The sequence below is a fragment of the Flavobacterium laiguense genome, from assembly GCF_003097655.1.
Taxonomy (GTDB): domain Bacteria; phylum Bacteroidota; class Bacteroidia; order Flavobacteriales; family Flavobacteriaceae; genus Flavobacterium; species Flavobacterium laiguense.
Map to the genome: position 1 here is coordinate 42,670 of NZ_QCZH01000004.1, position 20,190 is coordinate 62,859.

At 34.5% G+C, this 20,190-nt stretch carries 20 protein-coding genes; 3 read left to right on the forward strand and 17 right to left on the reverse strand.

The genetic code is table 11. From position 1 onward, the window contains the following. Nucleotides 1-13 precede the first annotated feature (13 nt). Nucleotides 14-1,009 carry a PorP/SprF family type IX secretion system membrane protein gene (locus DB891_RS05410; RefSeq protein ID WP_116761372.1) on the reverse strand — a complete coding sequence of 332 codons (996 nt, stop codon included), beginning with the start codon at nucleotides 1,007-1,009 and terminating at the stop codon, nucleotides 14-16. Between the two features lie 124 nt (nucleotides 1,010-1,133). On the opposite strand from DB891_RS05410, the gene DB891_RS05415 reads away from it, so the two are divergent. Further along, nucleotides 1,134-2,027: a NifU family protein gene (locus DB891_RS05415; protein WP_116761374.1), complete on the forward strand. Its 894-nt coding sequence runs from the start codon at nucleotides 1,134-1,136 to the stop codon at nucleotides 2,025-2,027. Between the two features lie 80 nt (nucleotides 2,028-2,107). Next, nucleotides 2,108-2,935 carry a mechanosensitive ion channel family protein gene (locus DB891_RS05420; protein WP_116761376.1) on the forward strand — a complete coding sequence of 276 codons (828 nt, stop codon included), beginning with the start codon at nucleotides 2,108-2,110 and terminating at the stop codon, nucleotides 2,933-2,935. 16 nt (nucleotides 2,936-2,951) lie between these two features. On the opposite strand, the gene tsaB is transcribed toward DB891_RS05420, so the two are convergent. The 7 genes from tsaB to DB891_RS05455 form a co-directional block, all read right to left on the reverse strand. Beyond that, nucleotides 2,952-3,623, reverse strand: coding sequence for a tRNA (adenosine(37)-N6)-threonylcarbamoyltransferase complex dimerization subunit type 1 TsaB (gene tsaB / locus DB891_RS05425; RefSeq protein ID WP_116761378.1), 672 nt, complete (start codon nucleotides 3,621-3,623; stop codon nucleotides 2,952-2,954). A 237-nt stretch (nucleotides 3,624-3,860) separates the two neighbouring features. Next, complete coding sequence (locus DB891_RS05430) at nucleotides 3,861-5,153, reverse strand: efflux RND transporter periplasmic adaptor subunit (RefSeq protein ID WP_116761380.1); 1,293 nt, start codon at nucleotides 5,151-5,153, stop codon at nucleotides 3,861-3,863. Between the two features lie 6 nt (nucleotides 5,154-5,159). Continuing rightward, on the reverse strand, nucleotides 5,160-6,596 hold the full coding sequence (locus tag DB891_RS05435; protein ID WP_116761382.1) for a TolC family protein: 1,437 nt from the start codon (nucleotides 6,594-6,596) through the stop codon (nucleotides 5,160-5,162). 73 nt (nucleotides 6,597-6,669) lie between these two features. Further along, nucleotides 6,670-7,785 carry an efflux RND transporter periplasmic adaptor subunit gene (locus tag DB891_RS05440; RefSeq protein WP_116761384.1) on the reverse strand — a complete coding sequence of 372 codons (1,116 nt, stop codon included), beginning with the start codon at nucleotides 7,783-7,785 and terminating at the stop codon, nucleotides 6,670-6,672. A gap of 42 nt (nucleotides 7,786-7,827) precedes the next feature. After that, nucleotides 7,828-9,093 carry an ABC transporter permease gene (locus DB891_RS05445; protein ID WP_116761386.1) on the reverse strand — a complete coding sequence of 422 codons (1,266 nt, stop codon included), beginning with the start codon at nucleotides 9,091-9,093 and terminating at the stop codon, nucleotides 7,828-7,830. A 2-nt stretch (nucleotides 9,094-9,095) separates the two neighbouring features. After that, the gene (locus DB891_RS05450; RefSeq protein ID WP_116761388.1) at nucleotides 9,096-10,340 is read right to left on the reverse strand and encodes an ABC transporter permease; all 1,245 of its coding nucleotides are present in this window, start codon (nucleotides 10,338-10,340) and stop codon (nucleotides 9,096-9,098) included. Continuing rightward, the gene (locus tag DB891_RS05455) at nucleotides 10,333-11,034 is read right to left on the reverse strand and encodes an ABC transporter ATP-binding protein (RefSeq protein ID WP_116761390.1); all 702 of its coding nucleotides are present in this window, start codon (nucleotides 11,032-11,034) and stop codon (nucleotides 10,333-10,335) included. The genes DB891_RS05450 and DB891_RS05455 overlap by 8 nt, the downstream gene beginning before the upstream one ends. A 174-nt stretch (nucleotides 11,035-11,208) precedes the next feature. Between DB891_RS05455 and DB891_RS05460 the strand changes: the two genes are divergently transcribed. Beyond that, the gene (locus tag DB891_RS05460) at nucleotides 11,209-12,621 is read left to right on the forward strand and encodes a DUF4403 family protein (RefSeq protein ID WP_116761392.1); all 1,413 of its coding nucleotides are present in this window, start codon (nucleotides 11,209-11,211) and stop codon (nucleotides 12,619-12,621) included. Between the two features lie 136 nt (nucleotides 12,622-12,757). Here DB891_RS05460 and DB891_RS05465 read toward each other — a convergent pair whose 3' ends face one another. The 9 genes from DB891_RS05465 to DB891_RS05505 all read right to left on the reverse strand — a co-directional run bounded on the left by DB891_RS05465 (nucleotide 12,758) and on the right by DB891_RS05505 (nucleotide 20,173). Further along, nucleotides 12,758-13,021, reverse strand: coding sequence for a hypothetical protein (locus tag DB891_RS05465; protein ID WP_116761394.1), 264 nt, complete (start codon nucleotides 13,019-13,021; stop codon nucleotides 12,758-12,760). Next, on the reverse strand, nucleotides 13,014-13,553 hold the full coding sequence (locus DB891_RS05470) for a DUF420 domain-containing protein (protein ID WP_116761396.1): 540 nt from the start codon (nucleotides 13,551-13,553) through the stop codon (nucleotides 13,014-13,016). The genes DB891_RS05465 and DB891_RS05470 overlap by 8 nt, the downstream gene beginning before the upstream one ends. A 73-nt stretch (nucleotides 13,554-13,626) precedes the next feature. Further along, a complete protein-coding gene (locus DB891_RS05475; protein ID WP_116761398.1) occupies nucleotides 13,627-14,313 on the reverse strand; it encodes an SCO family protein in 687 nt (228 codons plus the stop codon). A gap of 4 nt (nucleotides 14,314-14,317) precedes the next feature. Continuing rightward, the gene (locus DB891_RS05480; RefSeq protein ID WP_116761400.1) at nucleotides 14,318-14,959 is read right to left on the reverse strand and encodes a hypothetical protein; all 642 of its coding nucleotides are present in this window, start codon (nucleotides 14,957-14,959) and stop codon (nucleotides 14,318-14,320) included. Between the two features lie 78 nt (nucleotides 14,960-15,037). Beyond that, entirely contained in the window at nucleotides 15,038-15,388 is a 351-nt protein-coding gene (locus tag DB891_RS05485; RefSeq protein ID WP_116761402.1) for a cytochrome C oxidase subunit IV family protein, read from the reverse strand. Between the two features lie 16 nt (nucleotides 15,389-15,404). After that, a complete protein-coding gene (locus DB891_RS05490) occupies nucleotides 15,405-16,379 on the reverse strand; it encodes a cytochrome c oxidase subunit 3 (protein ID WP_116761405.1) in 975 nt (324 codons plus the stop codon). 42 nt (nucleotides 16,380-16,421) lie between these two features. After that, the gene (locus DB891_RS05495) at nucleotides 16,422-17,009 is read right to left on the reverse strand and encodes a cytochrome c oxidase subunit 3 (protein ID WP_116761407.1); all 588 of its coding nucleotides are present in this window, start codon (nucleotides 17,007-17,009) and stop codon (nucleotides 16,422-16,424) included. 2 nt (nucleotides 17,010-17,011) lie between these two features. Beyond that, nucleotides 17,012-17,914: a heme o synthase gene (gene cyoE, locus DB891_RS05500; RefSeq protein WP_223256058.1), complete on the reverse strand. Its 903-nt coding sequence runs from the start codon at nucleotides 17,912-17,914 to the stop codon at nucleotides 17,012-17,014. Between the two features lie 144 nt (nucleotides 17,915-18,058). Further along, nucleotides 18,059-20,173: an energy transducer TonB gene (locus DB891_RS05505; RefSeq protein ID WP_116761409.1), complete on the reverse strand. Its 2,115-nt coding sequence runs from the start codon at nucleotides 20,171-20,173 to the stop codon at nucleotides 18,059-18,061. Between the last annotated feature and the right edge of the window lie 17 nt (nucleotides 20,174-20,190).

Here is a 20,190-nt window from a genome sequence, read left to right on the forward strand (position 1 = left end):
TTTTATTCTAAATTTAATTAATTGCCGGACAATTGCAATCATACTTCACTGGCTTGCAAAACAAATTCAAACCCAAAGTAAGCTGATGCAATCCTGCCGTATCATATTGAATATCCCCCAATAAATAGGAGTACGTATAAGCAAACATGAAATTTTTATAGTTAAAACCTAAAACCGGAGTAATATATTGTAATTTCTGGCTATTAGTTCCTCCTCCATTACTAAATTCGGCGCCATCAAAACTTCTTCTGTAGGACAAAACAGCCCAAAGACTACCGAAACTTAAATTTTTGTACGCTTTCATGTTTATATCTAAAGCACTTTCCTTTGTTTTATCAACAAATTGATACAAAAGAGAAGGCTCCCATAAAATTTTATCGGCATTTCCAAAAACATATCCTCCGCTGACAATAAATTTTCTTAAATTATCACTTTCATACTCGGTATAAATATTTTGTCTTGTTTCCAAAACGTTTTTAACCACAGCATTAAAACTAAAATCGAGAACATTATATGAAGCCCCAATATCCAAATTAAAATAAGAAGCTTTTTGAACTATATTCCCTAGTGCAGGATCATAATCCCCAGAATTCTGGAAATCAGTTTCATCCAATTGACTTTGGTTCACTCCTGCATTAATTCCAAAAGATAATTGATTCAAATCGACCTCGTCTCTAGAGAACATCAGATGATAGGCGTAAGTAGCTTTAAAACCAAATTGCGAGTGATAGCCATTCACATCGTTAAAAACAATAGCACCTACACCAGACTTCTCGCCTACTCTACCATTATAACTTAAGGTTTGCAATTGCGGAGCATCCGATTGATCAAACCATTGCTTTCTAGAAGTAAGCCTAACTTTATCACAATTGGAAGCGCCGGCCATAGAAGGAAAAATCAAATAATAATTGTCGGACAAATAATCTGAATATACCGGAATTCCTTCTTGAGAGAAACTGTTTAGAGTAATAAAGAACAGAGCAACTAAAAACTTGATTGTACGGTACATTAAGCAGCAATTTTATAAAACTAAGCGTGACAAAAACACCCTTTTGTTAATTTATTCATTAAAAAATCAAATATAGTTAATCGTAGAAAATAACTTCACTAAATTTGTGGAAAATTTAAAAACCATGACAAAAGTTACCATAAAAGAAACACAAAATCCAACCATATTAAAATTTGAATTTCAAGATTTTATCACTCAAAATGAGAGTTTTGAATTTAAAAATATAGACGAAGCCAAAGTATCTCCACTGGCACAACAACTATTTTATTTACCCTTTGTAAAAACAGTATATATTTCGGGTAATTTTATCGCTATCGAAAGGTTTAGCATTGTAGAATGGGACGATGTAAAAGAAGCTGTAGCGGAACAAATCGAAGCATTTGTGGATAAAGGCGGAATTATAATTACCGTTGACGAAAACAAAACCAAGAAACAGCCTATTTCGGTTTATGGTGAATCAACACCAAATCCCGCTGCCTTAAAATTTGTGGTCAGCAGAATGTTGACAAAAAATGCCATCGAATTTAAAAACATCGATCAAACCGCTCCATCTCCTTTGGCAAAAGAGTTGTTTAAATTCCCGTATGTAAAAGAAATCTTTATAGATGAAAATTACATATCTGTTACCAAATATGATATTAATGAATGGCAAGACATCACACTTGAAATAAGAAGCTTCATCAAACAATACATCGAAAACGGAGGAACAGTTTTAGACGAAAGCTTAATTGAAACCATTGTTAAAGACGAGAAAGCAAAAGATGAATCTTTTGATTCACTAGACGAAACTTCACAAAAAATCATCAATATTTTAGAGGAATACGTAAAACCCGCTGTAGCCGCAGATGGTGGTAATATCCTTTTTGATTCCTACGATGAATCGTCAAAAACAGTAAAAGTAATCATGCAAGGGGCTTGCAATGGCTGTCCATCATCTACTTTCACACTGAAAAGCGGTATTGAGAATATGCTAAAAAGCATGTTGAATGACGAAGGCATAAAAGTAGAAGCTGTTTAACTTTTTAAACAAATAATTAATATTTTTGCATTACAAACTACAACCTTCTCTATGGGAAGGTTTTTTTTTATTATTTACCCATGACACTAAATCCAGAGAACATTGCTAGCTATGCCAGCACTTTTTTAAAAGTTTTAATAGATTATTCCCCAAAGGTAATTTCTGCCTTTGTTATTTTGTTTATTGGACTTTACGCTATTCGAATTACCAATAGAATCATTCGGAAAATAATGGTCAAAAGAGAATTGGATCCAACCTTGACCAAATTTCTAGCCGATATTTTACTTTGGGTATTGAGAGTCTTACTGTTTGTAACTTTTATCGACAAATTAGGAATAGGAACCTCTTCATTTGTTGCCATTCTTGGGGCGATGGGACTGGCAGTAGGTTTATCATTGCAGGGATCATTATCTAATTTTGCAGGCGGAATGCTTATCATTCTTTTCAAACCCTTTAAAGTGGGAGACACAATTGAAGCACAAGGAGTAATCGCAACCGTTAAAGAAATTCAAATTTTTGTCACCAAATTAATTGCCTCCAACAATCAAACTATTTTTGTCCCAAATGGTGCATTATCCAATGGAACTATCATCAACTATTCTATGGAAGGGCATAGAAGAGTCGATTTGACCATTGCTATTTCGTATGACACCGATATCAAAAAGGCCAAGGAAATCATAACAACGATCTTAAACAACAATCCAAAAGTGCTACTAACACCCGCTGCAGAAGTTTCCGTAAAGAATCTAACCGACAATTCAATTCAACTGGCGGTAAGACCGTGGGCAAATAACGAAGATTTTGGGGCCGTTTTCTCCGATACTTTAGAAAACTGCAAATTGGCTTTTGATGCTGCTGAAATCACTTTTCAACCTTATATTACCGAGGTCTCTAAAAGCAATAAGTAGAAATAATAACTATTGACTATTTCTTTTTTGGAGTTGTAGTCAAAAAGTCTTTCAGATAATACGGTTCAAAATAGGCGATATCTACGGTGTCGCTTTTTTTGTACTTATCAAAACTCAATGCACTCATTTCATTGGCAGAAGGATATTTAATCGCATCTAAAAACACAAAATTGTCTTTCTTTAAAACGGTTTTGCACTTCTCGTTACAATCACCCACAAAATATAATTTTTCAGGAACTTCTTCAAAAGAATTCTCGGTGATAATCTCCGCCAGAATTTCTCGTTCTTTCTCTAAAGTTGATGAGAAAATAGCACTATACACTTCCATCCTGCGGGCATCAATCATGGGAACAATCAAACCATCAGTTTCTGTTACTTGAGAAGCCAATGTCTTCAAGGTATCTACGGCAATCAACGGAATATTCAAAGCATAACACAATCCTTTGGCAGCCGAAACACCAATACGCAATCCAGTGTAAGAACCTGGACCTTGACTTACTGCAATAGCCACTAAATCTTTCAATTCAATTCCAGCTTCTTTGATGATTTCTTCAATAAAAACATGTAATCGTTCTGCATGGGAATACCCTTCTTCGGCAATTTCTTTACACAATATTGTTTTTCCTTCTTTTGCCAAAGCAACAGAACAATTTTTGGTAGCGGTTTCTATGTTGAGGATGTAGGACACTTTTTAAAAAATTTAGATTTTAGATTTTAGATTTTAGATTTTAGATTCCAGCTTAAACGAATTAGGAATTCCAAGAACTAAAAACATCAAATAATTGATACGACTGCAAATTTACAACGAATTTTGAAAAATCCTTTATAAAAACAAAAACACGTCTAGAAAGTTCAAGACGTGTTTTGTTTTTTTATTTGATCAGATCAAAATGAATCTGATCAAAATAGTTTCATGAATCTAAAACTATTTTTTCTTAACATCCGATTCAATAAATACTTTGTCTCCAGAATTCAAATCTTTAGAAACCGTAGTATAAGGCCCGGTAATGACCACATCTCCTTTTTTGAGACCTGACAACACCTCAATATTAGTATCGTCTTGAATACCCGTTTTTATGATTCTGATTTTAGCCTTATCCCCCACTTTCACAAAAACACATTCTAGTTTTTTATCGCTTTTAGGAGCTGGCTTATTTTTATCAGATTCCGGATCTTCGATTTTTATTTCTTTCACGGCAGCGGTGTCCGATTTTACCACTACAGAACTAATCGGTACATTAACAACATTTGCTCGTGTTTTAGTAATAATATCAACTGTAGCAGTCATTCCTGGTCGAAATGGAGAATACGAAAGTGGCTTTCCTACCATCAAATCCTGATACGATTCCTTTAAAATTCTAACTTTTACCTTGAAATTAGTCACTTGATCAGCCGTTAATGCTGTGCTAGCCGAATTGGAAATACTGGTAACAACACCTTTAAATTGTTTTTTCAAATAAGCATCAACCTCAACATTGGCCAAATCACCCACTTTAATTTTTACAATATCATTTTCATTCACATCTACCTCAACTTCCATATTATTCAAGTTGGCGACTCTCAAAATTTCAGTTCCTGCCATTTGTTGGGTACCCAAAACTCTTTCGCCAAGTTCTACATTAAGCATCGAAATAGTTCCATCTGCAGGAGCGTAAATGGTTGTTCTCCCCAAATTATCTTTGGCTTCATTTACGGTTGCCGAAGCACTTTGAACATTGTAATAAGCTGATTGTTTGTTTGCTTTGGCCACTTCAAAAGAAGCTACGGATTTATCCCAATCTGATTTGGAGATAATTCCTTTTTCAAATAATGATTTATTTCTTTCATAATTCGCTTTGGCTTCATTATAAGAAGCATCAGACTGGCTTAAACCCGCTTTGGTTCCAGACAAATTAGAAACCGAACGATTGTATCCCGAAGTGTATAAATCAGGATTAATCTTAACCAATAAATCTCCTTTTTTTACTACTTGTCCTTCTTTTACATTCAATGAAATAATTTCTCCCGAAACTTCCGAAGAGATTTTTACTTCAATTTCTGGTTGAATTTTCCCTGTTGCCGAAACGGTTTCAACAATAGTTCCAGTACTGACATTGGCTATTTCAATTGCTTTGCCTTTATCTTTATTCCCTATAATCCCCGCTTTTGAAAACCCTACTAATAACCCAATAATGACTATAGCGGATCCTATTAAAATATAAATTGTTTTTTTTGACATGATAACTTAACTTTTGATAATTGGAATTCCAAAATAAAATTCTAATATTTTTATTTTAAAGATATAATCGTATTTGGTTCTTAACACTTCAGATTGTGCGTTGGTTAGTAAGGTTTGCGATTGATTAAAATCAAAAGAATTCATTAAACCCACTGCGTATTTTTCCTTAGCATAATTATAGGCTTCTTCTCTAGATTCTAGTGCCACAATGGAAGATTCATGTGCATTCAAAGCTCCTTTTGCATCGGTAAAAGCAGTATACACATTTCTTTGTAAATCTAAGTCTTCTTTTTCCAGTGCAATTTTTGTTTTTTCCAAAGCTACTTTAGAACGTTCCACATTGTTTCTTACTGAGAATCCGTTAAAAACAGGAATCGATAATTGCGCGCCAAAAGAATGCCCCTTGTTATCACTAAATTGATCCATAATTGGCGCCGCATTTCCTAATACAGGCAATGAATTGGGGCGCAATACGTTTTGATTTGTTCCTTCTACAAAACCAACAACAGATGTCGGGTTTTCTAAATTTGGAGTAGAACCCACCACAATATCACTATAACTTGCTCTTGTATTAAAATTATAAAAACCTGTTAAAGTAGGCTGATAAGCCCCTTTGGAAATTGCTACATCTTTCTCAGCGATTTCTAAATTCGTTTGTGCAATTTTCAACTCCGTTCTGCTTTCTTTTGCCTTTGCGTAAATATCAATCGGTTTGATCGACATAATATTATTTTCATCTTTGGCATTGGTATCATCAATTACATCAAAGTCCCAAAATTCTTTTAACTGTAATAATTGAGCTAAACTCAATTTAGAAATCAACAAAGCATTTTCGGCCGTTATAACATTTTGTTTATTAGAAGCTACTGTTGCTTTGACATCCAATAAATCTCCACGAGGAATGGATCCCGCTTTGACCAATTCTTCAGAACGCTTGAATTGCTTTTCATTAATAACCAATTGTTCTTTTTGCACTTTTAGATTTTCTTTATTAAAAAGCACTTGCAAGAAAGCATTGGCAACATTCAATGCAATATCTTCTTGCATTTTCAATAGTTGATATTTTGAAGCAACGATAGAAAGATTGGCTTTTCGGAGTGTATTTTGATTTTGCATCCCTTTGTAGATGTCCACGCCAACATTTGCCCCGACACCTGAAAATTGTGTGGTTTGATTCCTCAAGAGTCCAGTCGTAATATCTTGATTCAGACCAATATTCCAAGAATGGTTAGCATTTAAGCTGGCCGTTGGTAAAAAATTTCCAAAAGCACCTCTTTTATCAATACTGGCAGATATTGTATCTAACTCCGATTGCTTAATCGAGATGTTGTTTTTTATGGCATACTTTACACACTCTTCTAATGTCCAAACTTTGGTTTGTGCCTGAGTCGAAAGTCCTATCAAAAAGACAAAGGCAATTCTTAAACAATTTATTTTTTTCATTTTTCACTGAATAAAAGCACAGCAAACGTACCACGCCCATTTAACTTAATTATATACTTAAAATTATTTTTTACTATTTTTTTTCCTCCTCGGTTTTCAAGCCTTGATTCCAAACCTTTATTTTATCGGAAGACTTGATTCCGCTTTTTATTTCAACATAAATTCCATCACTAACCCCTAAAACCACATCCTTTCTTTGAAACTTTTGAGGACTACTTTCAATTTCAACATAGGGTTTTTGTGTTTTTTTATCAAATTGTACTAACGACTCTTTTACAGCCAAAACCTTTTCGGCTTTTTCTAAAATAATAGAGGCATTGGCACTCAAACCAGCTCTGATAAAAGTATTATCTTGATTCGTCATTGTTGCTTTAATTTCAAATTGAATGGCTCCATTCTCTGTTTTTCCTTTTGGAGCAATATAAGTCAGTACAGCATCGAATTTTTTGTTTTCGATAGCTCCAACCGTAATCTCAATAGGCATATTTTCTTTTATTTTACCCACTTCAGATTCATCCACTTTCCCCACAAAAATCATTCTTCCAATATCGGCAACACTAGCTATAGTTGTTCCTTCATTAAAATTATTACTTTCAATTACTTGATTCCCCACTTTTACGGGAACATCAAGCACCATTCCGTTTACCGTAGAACGAATCAAAGTATTCGCATAATTCCCCAATCCAGAAGTAGTCCCGGTTTTTACAATATCAAAGCCTTGTCTCGAAGCATTATAATTTTGTTTGGCCTGATTGTAAGCCAATTGTGCGGCATCAAAATCATTGGCAGAAATGACTCCTTTGTCAAACAACGTTTTTTGCCTTTGAAATAATTTCTCCTGATTGTCTAGTTCAATTTTGCTGGTTTTCACTTGATTTTGAGAATTGCTCAAATTAGAGACATTCGCCACCACTTTAATTTTAGCTATCAAATCACCGGCTTTAATGTTTTCACCGGCTTTAATATAAACCGCTTCAATAATACCCGAGATGTTTGGTTTAATAAGCACTTCCTCATCGGGAACAATATTTCCGGTAGCAATGGTGCTTTTTACTATCGTTTTTACTTCAGCTTTATCCGTTTCAAAAACAACAGGCGATTCTTGATTCTTGGCATACAGGTAATATAAAGCACCAAAAAAGACTAGTGCTATAAAAATTAAAACAGTTACGGTTATTCCTTTTTTCATCTTATGGTTTGTTTATTCGATTATTATATTTTGATTGAAAATTTACTCTGTTCTTAAAGCATCAACGGGTTTTACATTAATGGCAGTTTGAGCAGGAATGAATCCAGCTAACAACCCTGAGCCCACCAATATTAATAAGGCTATAAAAACTACCATTAAGTCAACACTTGGATTAATAAACATCATCCCGTCTGATGGTATTGACGCTAAAATCATATTCAGTATGGCTATCAATCCCGTTGCCACTGCAATACCAAACATCCCGGCAATAATAGTTAGAGAAATAGCTTCCAACAATATTTGAGATCGAATGGCTCCTGGAGTTGCCCCTAAGGCTCTTCGAATTCCTATTTCATTCGTTCGCTCTTTCACCACAATAAGCATTATGTTTGAAATCCCAATAATACCGGACAACAACACCAATGTCCCAACAAAATAGGCAATGAATTTGAGGACAAGAAACAGATCCTGCACTTTTTGAAATTCCTTAAACAAGTCAAAATTCCCTACCGCCCTCTCATCATCCGGATGTATGGAATGCCGATCCCGCATAAAGCTCATAATCCCAGGTTTAAGTTCCGTAATTGAAGCATCGTCATTTGCGGTAAGCGCCATCCAGCCCACTTTGTCACCAAAATTAAACGCTTGTTGAAAAGTGGTAAAGGGAATAAAAATATTTTTTTGGGCTGATTCTGCATTTCCATTATTATTGCCCTTTGATTTATAAACTCCAACTACCATAAAGTTAACACCGTTAATTTTAATGTATGATCCGATTACTTCTTCGGCATTCTTATACAATTCACTGATCACTCCTTTTCCAATTATGGCTACTTTACGTCTTAAAAGAATGTCTTGTTGATTCACAAAACGACCTTTAATAATATCCATTTGTTCTTGTTTGACCAATTCTGGATAATCTCCATAAATGGTGTAAGCACCTGTTTCAGTACCTCTAATCACGTTGCTTACCCCATTAAAATCTCCCAATTGATTCCGTGGAGACACATATAATAAGTCAGGGAATTTTTGTTTTAAAGCTTCAACATCATTATTTCTAAAATCAAATTCTCTTATTTTAGGCAAGCCTTTGTATGCTTTTGAAGTAGTTTGCGACCACATAAACATGGTGTTGGTAGCAATACCATCAAAACCTTTTTTGACCCCATTCTCCAAACCATTTGAAGCGGCCAATAATATTACCAAAATAAAAATACCCCAAAACACCCCAAACGCAGTAAGCAACGTTCGAAAGGTATTTGCCGTTAAGGCTTCTAAAATCTCACTCCAGTTCTCTCTGTTAAACATAATTATTCATCTCTAAGTGCTACAATAGGTCTTATTTTTGCGGCACTATACGCCGGCACGAAACCTGCCAATGCTCCAGCAACTACCAATACTATCAAGGTTGATAGAGCCACGGTAAAATCTACTTGCGGATTAACGAAATACTCGCTCTGTGCATGGGGACCAACTAATTCTAAAAGTGACAATCCCGTTAAGAGACCGACAAAACCAGAAATGGTGGTAATAAATATAGACTCGTGTAAAATCATAACAATAATTGAAACTGGAGAAGCTCCAAGTGCTTTCCGAATCCCAATTTCCTTGGTACGTTCTTTTACAATGATCATCATAATATTACTTACACCAACAACTCCCGCTATGATCGTACAAATCCCAACCCACCAAAAAAACAATCGGATATAAAGATTTAAATCATAAAATTTTTTGGCCTCTACAATAGAATTATTGATCCCAATAGCACTTTCATCGTCTGGGGCAATTGTATTTTTACTCCGCAATAAGTGACCCAAGCCCTTAGTGAATTTATCCGCTTCCGTTAAAGCGGCTTCATAGGTATCTTGCTTTTTTAAAATATAAAACAAATTACTAAGCTTATCCCCTAAACCAAAAACCTTTTGAGCAGTAGTCAAAGGCAAATACACTCTTCTTTCCTCTCTTTCGCCAGCAGGATCCGTGTATACACCAACCACCTTGAAATTAATATTATTCACTGTAATTTGTTCTCCAATGGGATTTTTATCCTTAAACAAATTCATTTTTATATTTTGTCCAATCACCGCTACTTTTTCATTATTTACAAGGTCATTATTGTTTATATATCGCCCTTGAATGATAGTTCCATTCTCTATCGCCAAATAATCTGGATTCACTCCTCGATATTGATAATTACCAGATTCCTTCCCATAGACAACATTAATATTCCAAGCATTGTACGTTGACCCGTTTTTATCAAATTGATCGCCATATTTTTGAACCGAAATATCGTAATCATCATTTCTAAATTGTATTTTCCTTCCTGGATTCAAACCCTTATAGGCTTTTGTGGTTGCTCCTGACCACACTTCGATTATTCCTGCTGCATCGCGTTCAAACTGCTTCTCTATTCCGTTTTGCAATCCTTTTCCAACTCCGAGAAGAATAACCAAAATAAAGATACCCGAAGCCACCGAGATTCCGGTAAGGAAAGTTCTCAGTTTATTTTTGGCAATAGCCTCAAATATTTCTTGCCAGCGTTCTATATTAAACATACGAAGAAGCTCTAACTTGTTCTACCATTTTGTCATCAATGATTAACCCATCTTTCAAGACGACATTTCTTTTGCACATAGCTGCAATATCAGGTTCGTGAGTTACAATCAAAATGGTTTTCCCTTCGTCATTAATACCCTGTATCAACTCCATAACTTCATAAGAAGTTTTGGTATCCAATGCTCCTGTAGGTTCATCTGCCAATAATACTTTTGGATTCGAAGCCATAGCTCTGGCAATAGCCACGCGCTGTTTTTGACCACCGGAAAGTTCATTAGGCAAATGGTGCGAATGTGAAGCCAAACCCACTTTCTCCAAATATTTCATTGCAATCTCATTACGTTCTTTCCTTTTTACACCTTGATAATACAACGGCAAAGCCACATTATCCAATGCGCTTTTGTAATTAATTAAGTTGAAAGATTGAAAAACAAAACCAAGAAAATGGTTTCGGTATTTAGAAGCGAGGGTTTCATTAAGATTTCTTATAATCAAATTATCCAAAACATAATCCCCAGAATCTGCTTCGTCCAAAATACCAAGAATATTAAGCAATGTAGATTTTCCAGAACCCGAGGATCCCATTATAGCCACCAATTCACCCTCTTTTATGTTGAAATTAATTCCTTTTAGCACATGCAATTCGGAACTTCCCATTTTGTATGATTTATGCAAGTCTTTAATCTCAATCATGGTCTCGTTGATTTTAAAACAATAATACTTATTTTCTAAAATAAATAGTACTAAGAAAAAGTTAATATATAAACGCTGTTTTTATTCATAAGACATATTTCTATTGAAATTGTTACACTTATATCCCAAAATATATTTGTTTTGTTAATTTTGTCTTATCAATCAAAAAAACAGATGCTAAAAACCATTTCGACACTAATTATCTTCCTATTTACGCTTTTAACAATCAGTTGCGCTTCGACTTCACAAAAAATCACGGCTTTAAAACCCGAACCAGACGATGCCGTACCATTAACCTATTCTAGCACTCCGTCGTATATAAACTTACCTGTCAGCATAAAACTAAAGGATATAGAAAACCAGGCGAATACATTATTAAATGGCTTAATCTATGAAGACAACAAAATTGAGGATGACAATATTGAAATAAAAGTATGGAAACAGGCCCCAATTACCATCACAAACGATCATGGAAAAGAAGGACAGAAAACAAAAACGGTTTTACCCCTGAAAATGTGGATTAAATACCGAATTGGAACCAAAACATTAGGTGTAGAACTGTACAAAACACAAGAATTCAATTTAAATGGAGTCGTAACTCTACTAAGTGACATTAGCTTATCCAATTGGCGATTAAACTCAAAAACAACATTAAAATCATTGGAATGGATTGAAAGTCCAACGATGACTGTTTTTGGAAAAAATTTGCCCGTTACTTATCTTATTGATCCTGCGGTAAGCCTTTTTCAAACGAAAATCGAAAAAAACATCGATAGCGCCATTGAAAAATCAATGGATTTCAAACCCAATGTTATGGATGCCATTTCAAAAATTAGCACTCCTTTTCTAATGAGTTCTACCTATAATAGCTGGCTTAGAATTGTTCCTATCGAAATTTACGCCACTAATGTCAAACTTAAGAATGATTCATTTTTACTCAACATGGGTATGAAATGCAACATGGAAACTTTAATAGCTAACAAACCCGAATCGAAGTTTGATGCCAACAAAATTGTTTTGAAAGCTGTTGATAAAATCCCAGAACAAATTTCGGCTAATATAGCAGCCGTTTCTACCTACCAAGAAGCATCAAAATTAATGACAGCCAATTTTGTCGGGCAAGAATTTGGATCTGGAAGCAAGAAAGTAAAAGTTCAAAATGTGGCTATTTGGCACAAAGACGGCAAAATGGTGATTGCTTTAGATCTTTTAGGAGCTGTAGATGGAACCGTTTATTTAAATGGTTTTCCACAATACAACGAAACAACCAAAGAAATTTATTTCGACAAACTGGATTATGTATTAGACACCAAAAGCAAATTAATGCGTACTGCGAACTGGCTGGCGCAAGGAATCATTTTGAAAAAAATAGAATCGAATTGCCGTTATTCTATCAAACAAAACTTGGATGAAGCCAAACAAAGTATGATGATGTATTTAAAAAACTACTCTCCTATGCCAGGCGTTTTCATCAATGGAAAAATGGAAGACATTCAGTTTCAAAAAGTGCAACTAACCAATCAGGCTATTATTGCTTTTATAAAAATAAACGGAACGATAAATGTTGCTATCGACGGACTGAAGTAGAGTGGTCAGTGGTCCGTTTTTTAGTGACCAATCCTAAAAACCAAAAAAATCAGTTTCTGAAAATATTTTCAGAAACTGGCTTTTTTTATTCAAATTGCAATTGAATTTTGCAATTGACAATGTTATTGATATTACCCTAGGATTTCTTCTTTTTCATTCGATAAATATAATACCCGAGTGCTCCAACAAGCACATACGGAATCACCATAAGATAAACGATACCGTCATTAACGGCAGCCGCTTTGACTTTATTTTCATTACCTGTCAAGGCAGCACGACACATCGCACATTGAGCGTAGGAAGAAACAGAAAAGAATACTGAACATAGAATATAGAAACATACTCTCAATCCAATTCGTCTTTTCTCTATCGTCTTTTTTTTGTTTTCTCTACTAAACATAATACGGCGAAATCATTAAATACACAACCACCCCAGTCACGGCAACATACAACCAAATTGGAAAAGTAATTTTTGCAATTTTCTTATGTTTATCAAATTTAGTGGCCAATGCACGAACATAAGTTATCAGTACAAGTGGAATAATCACAATAGATAGCACAATATGCGTAATCAGAATAAAAAAATACACATATTTAAACATCCCTTCTCCTCCGTATTTTGTAGATTCAGCCGTCATGTGATAGGCAACATACATCGCCAGAAATGCTACCGAACATCCAATAGCCATCTTCATTAATAACTCGTGACGCTTTCTATTGCCGTTTTTAATCGACATTACCGCCGTAACCAACAAGACAGCTGTGATTCCATTTACAGTGGCGTAAATAGGCGGCAAAAACGACAGAGGCGCAACATCAAAACCGAAATCTTTTAACTTCACTTTAAAAAGAACCGCCACCACAACCGGTATTGCAATTGACAGCAAGACGATCCATTTATTATATTTTTGTTCTATAGTATTATTTTCCATTCTATTTTATTACTCTATTATTCTTTATTCTATTCTCTTTATTTTTTATTCTGCCAACTGAATTCTGAACTCTCTATTCTTTCAACAAAGCCTGTATATCTTGCTGAATGTCTCTCACTCCTTTTTTATCCAATCCATCATAGTACAAAATTGGATTTCCGTAATTATCTTTTCTACATCTAATATTCCCCTTTTTATCAATTAAAGCAAAAAGACCCGAATGCTCGAAACCGCCAGCTACTTTATGATTTTCTCCCACATAAATATTAAACCCTTTGTTTGACAAATTGTAGATATACTCTTTATCCCCTGTTAAGAAATTCCAGTTGGAAGATTTTACACCTACAACTTTGGCATGTTCTTTTAAAACAGCAGGAGTATCGTGCAAAGGATCAATAGTTATTGAAGCAATAGCAAAATTAGGATTCCCAAAAAAAGCATTTTGAATGGTTACCATATTGGCATTCATTTTTGGACAAATAGAAGGACAAGTGGCAAAGAAAAATTCTAAAACATAGACTTTCCCTTTATAAGTATCGTTTGTAATCTTTACATTATCCTGATTTACCAGTTCAAATTTAGGAACAGGACCTATCTTAACTAATTTATTATTTTCTTCTGTTGAACCAATCCCTTTATCTAAGCGATCACTTTGCACAATACTATTATTTTGCATTCTATCTACAATTTTTGGAATTGCATAAATTCCAAAAACGAGTATCACAAAAGAAATCCCTATATATGATTTGTTTTTAAACATCGTTTTAAAGTTTTTTGGTTGCGTTATGATTCTTTTTTAAAGCTGCGCGGTATTCATAAAGAATGACTTTAAAATCATCCAACATTTCATTACTCAATTCTGCAGGATGAAAAGTACTGTATCCTTCTTTATAATCTTTCTTCTCTTTTCTACCACGAAGGTTTCTTTCTTTATCAATAATATAAACATTAGGAGTACCTAAATCACTACCTAAACTTGATTTAAGATTTAATTGTTTATAATATGATTTTATTGCTGAAGGAGTGGTAAAAACAAAATGCCATTGGCTTACATCAGTAAACGCACCCAAAGACTCCAGTACTAGCTTAACCTCTTTCTCGGTACCCAATGGAGAGATTACAACAAATTGCAAATCTTTGAAGTCATGATACCTTTGATAAATTTTTTCGTTTAGATTAAAATAATTTCCTCTATTTTTTAAAATTTCAGTACCCGAAAAACCAAGAATAGTAATTTTATTGTTTAAACTTACTTTTTCACCATTTAAAGATTCCCATTTGCCTAAGTCGGCAACTTTAGGCGTGATTACCGGTAATTTGGTAAAACTATTGATACCTGAAGCAAAAAAAAGATAAGCAACAATTGGTAAAATAAAAAGAACAAAAAGGACGATATTTTTTTTCATTATGAAAAACTATAGAATTAAAGTGCAAAAATAAAAAAAGGCACGCAATGCGTACCTTTTTTTTGAATTAATATCATGTTAAAAATTCCATTTAATGGTAGAATTCTTAAAAACCTCGAAAACATAGTTTCCTTCTGTTAATAGAATAAAAAGCAAATAACAAACTAAAAATATTAAAGGATAAACAACTGCATTTCTCAATGAATTTTTCTCCCCTTCCATGTGCATGAAAGCCCATACAATATAATATGCTTTAACAAGTGTTAATATAATAAACAACCAGTTCAATAAATTCATACTCACAAAAGTATTCATATATAATGCGTCTGGTCTAACAATACCAAAACCAACTTCAACCGTTGTGATTAAAGATAATAGACCGAAAACAGTCCAAATTCTTTTTGTATTAGAAACGTGTGCGTGTGACATAATGATAAATCTAAAATTAAACTAAATAGAAGAATGTGAAAACAAATACCCAAACTAAATCTACAAAGTGCCAGTATAACCCCACTTTTTCGACCATCTCATAACTTTTTCTTTTTTCATAAGTCCCCAACAAAACATTAAAAAAGATAATAATGTTGATTACAATACCAGAGAAAACGTGGAATCCGTGGAATCCAGTTATAAAGAAAAAGAAATCAGCAAAAAGCTTACTTCCATATTCATTATGGGTTAAGTTAGCCCCTTCAATAACCAAACTAGCTTGATTCAATCTCACTAGAGATTCCTCTCTAGACAAAACTGTTTTTCTTTTCTCTTTAGTTAAAGTTTCAGTTCTAATCAAAATATCTGGATGTGATTTGAATCCAGCTTGAACTTCTGCAACCGTGTAAGTTGGTATTGCAGACTCACTCATGAACCATTTTGCTTTGTCTCTAGATAAATGTTCTCTCTCTACAGGCAATTTTGCAGCAAAATCAGCCAAAGCCACACGATGCCCTTCTTTATCAACAAACTGTAGCAAGCTACCTCCTGTTGTTTCAACAGCACCATATTCTCCTTTGATAAAATTCTTCCATTCCCAAGCTTGAGAACCCACGAAGATTAAACCTCCAATAATTGTAAGAAACATATAAAGGGCAACTTTATCTTTCTTCATTTGATGTCCTGCATCAACGGCCAAAACCATTGTCACAGACGAGAAAATCAAAATAAAAGTCATCAATGCCACATAATACATCGGAGCCGAAACACCGTGTAAAAATGGAAAGTGTGTAAACACTTCATCGGCCAATGGCCATGTTTCAATAAATTTAAATCTAGAAAAACCGTAAGCTGCTAAAAATCCAGAGAACGTTAAGGCATCCGATACGATAAAAAACCACATCATTAATTTACCATAACTTGCTCCCATTGGCTCATTGCCGCCTCCCCAAGTTTTTTCACTATTTGCAGTAGTAACTGTCGCTTCCATAAAAGTTATTCGTTAAAAAGTTCCCAAATTTACGTTTTTTTCTTATTTAAAGAAAAATAAAAATAAAAATAAATAAACCCACAAGAAATCTAGAAAGTGCCAGTACATTGCACCTAGTTCAATTCCAAGAGTTTGAGTTGAATTATATTTTTGTTTAAAATGATTATAAATAATAATTAACAGCGAAATCATTCCGCCAGCCAAGTGAATCAAGTGTACAACCACCACTACATACAAGAATGTTGTTGTGATAGAACTTGCACTTCCGGTAAAGAAATACCCCTCGGCAACGATCTGTCCAAACCCTACAAATTGCAAAACCACGAACGCAATTCCCAAAGCTAGTGTTGTCAAAAGTAAAGAAGTCGTCATACTATGCTTATCCTTTTGAATCGCTTTTTTAGCCAAATGAAATGCAACGCTGCATCCCAAAATAGCAATTGTACTAAAATAAAAAGCAGAAGGCAATTGAAAGTTTTTAGCCCAATCTGCCCTAGATTGACTCACAACGTATGCACTCGTTAAGCCTGCAAACATCATGGTCATACTTACCATTGCGAACAGCAATATTAATTTATAGGATTTTGCCGTCCTAGATTTATACTCTTCTGTAGTCATTGTCATTTCCATAATTATCTTAAAAATTTATCAAATATGTATATTAATTGCAATAAGGTAATGTAAGACACGCTTACAAGCATCAAGGTCCTTGCTGCTTTTGCGGTTCTTATTTTATACAATCGCACGGCATAAAAAAGCATCCAAATACCTAGCAAAAACACAAAAACAGCTGCTATAGGCGTAATAAACAAATGCCCCGTATATCCCAAAGCCGGCAACAGAGAAGCTACAATTAACCATACGGTGTATAATATAATCTGTAAGGCAGTCCCTTTATCTTTCTTACCGGTTGGCAACATAAAGAAACCCGCCTTTTCGTAATCTTCAAACAAAAACCAGCCAATAGCCCAAAAATGAGGAAATTGCCAGAAAAACTGAATTAAGAATAAAGTCCCAGCTTCAATACCAAATTCACCAGTTGCCGCTACCCAACCCAACATAAAAGGAATAGCACCGGGAAAAGCTCCAACAAAAACCGAGAGAGAAGTCATCGTTTTAAGCGGTGTATAAACACTGGTATATAAAAAGATCGAAATCGCACCAAACATGGCCGATTTAGGATTAATCGTATAAAGCAAAACAACTCCAATTATCGTAAGAAGACTTGCAACAATCAAAGCCAAATTTGGAGACATTCTTCCTGCGGGTACCGGACGATTTTTAGTACGATCCATTAGTGCATCTAAATCTTTTTCAATAACTTGATTAAAAGCATTTGAAGCTCCCACCATACAATACCCCCCAATTGCCAGCTTTAACAAAACAATCCAACTAAAAGGATGTGCATCATCAAAACCAAGAACATAACCGGCAATAGAAGAAAAAACAACACTTATAGCCAAACCTGCTTTCGTAATTGCTTTAAAATCAATATAAATAGACTTAAATGAAAAGGGAATTTGTGTTGTACTCAATGCGGATAAAATTTGTATATTTTTTGAAATCTGCTGCAAAGATACGAATTAGATTCAAAAATAATCTATGAAATCAGAGAATGAAAATATAGCTGTTTTTTTATTCCGTTTTTACAATACAATTGCACTGAAAAACTTAAAAAACTAATAATCAAAATACCAATTAAACACATCCGATCTAAAACCAACAGAAAACCAAGTCGTTTCATTTGCGAAATGCAATACCGTATTTGTAGTAGGATCAAAATTTCGATATAAAAAATTACCGAAAAATTTAAAATTGGTTGCTGGATTAACCAAATACCCCACTTGTACTTCTGAAATAAAAATACTGGTTTTATTTCCCTGACCTACATTGACACCTTTATCATAAGGTCTGTTTTCATCATAATCTTTATAAATATCTTGCCCATAGTTGTATTTATTATCCAGAGTATTATAATCAAATCCGCGAGTGCCGAACGTAAGCTTTGCATTCGCATAAAAACGATCCTTATGATAATATCCCAAAACCACCAACTCCTGAAAATTTCCTCCCCATTGGTGCCCTAAACTCTGGTTATTATGTCCATAATTTGTAACTGGCTCACTATGCGAATACACATAAGGGCGGACATGATTGAATTCCAATTGCAGAACCAGATTATCCACATGAAAAGCATTGAAATATTTTACCCCCAATTGATAGCCCAGTTTATTTTTCCAACTTTTTTCCCCTCCAAATATATCTCCTGTAGAAAACTCGTCAATTAGGAATTGTCCATAAAGATTAACTTGATTATTCCACTTGTATTTATAAGTCAATCCCAAAAGAGCATTCCCACTTTTAGAAGAAGAAGAAAACTCTACCGCACGATAAAATACAATTGGATTAACGAAGTTCGCATCAAAACCTCTACCGTTGCTGTTTGTCCAAACCACCGATTCAAAAAAACCTAAATTCAAGCGATTCGAAACATTCCAACTTAGATAATGATTCACCATGTATTTTGAAGCATAGGTTTTATCTACCGTTACCTCAGGACGAACATCCTTAAGCCACATATAATTTACGGTATATTTAATTTTCCAAAAATTTGCATCAATTTTAAAAAAAGGATACGGACTAGCTCCGTCTGCCAACAACAAGGAACGGTAACCGTCGCCAATAAAATTCTTACCATAGCCCAATTGCAAATCCAAAAATTTTGCGGCATTATAGGAAATATTGGCATCCGCCATCGGAAAATCAAAAGCGTCAGAGTTGTAGGCTTTCGCAATGCCTATTCCTGGCACAATGGCGGGGTTTCCTCCAGACGGTTTCATAGAGACGGCATACTGATTGTAGTAATCCGCAAAACGACCTTGACTTTCATAAAAAGTGGTGGTGAAATTTAAACGAGATCCGAGCCCCCCTTTAAAATTAAGTGCTCTGGTATTGACAAAAGTATAATCGGTTTTACTTGGATTAGAGATTCCACCTTGCACATTAAACAAAAAGTTCAAGGCAAACCAATACCCATCTCCCTGAATTTCGGCTAGATTTTCATTCCATAATTTTCGTCCCCACCAACCCGTCTTCTTCTTCATCAGACTGGCATTGATCTTTTGAAAATTATAATATTTTTCAACCTCGGCATACGTAAACGGTTTTGAAGCCGTGTGATTGTTACTCCCCACTTGATTCATCGCACCATCAAATTGGGCATAATAACTCTGGGAAAAAGGAATACTTAAATGACTTTGAAATTGGGGATTATCAAATTTTTTATAAACAATGCTATCCAATTCCGTCAGTCCTTCATTTATATTTATATTTTCTTTTTTAGCCAAAGCTGTTGCAGCAATTTGTTCTGGCGACAATAAAGGAATAGCTATACTTATATTAAACTTGGAATAAGTTGGAGTCCCGTTATAGGTAGGCGGGCCAATTTTTGGAAAATTACCAAAAACCCTTTTAGTTTCTGCAATCAGCTCTTCATTATTTGAATTAATGAATACTATTTTAAACTTTCCTGTAGGGTCTACTTCAAAAAGCACTTTAACAACCCCTGTATATTGGTTTTGTTTCAACTTTTCAGGCACTTGGTAATTACGATACACGAATTGTTGCACTTCGTTATAGAAACAGTTTTCTAAATCTTGTGCATGCAAATTTTCGCAACTTAAAAAAACAGGAAAACGTTCGTCTGTATTTCCAGACTGTACAGCATTGGGGACTTGTGCGTTTACCAAAAAAGCACAAAGAAAAAGCAGGGAAGTTAATAGATTTTTATCCATTTTGCTTTTAGTTTCTA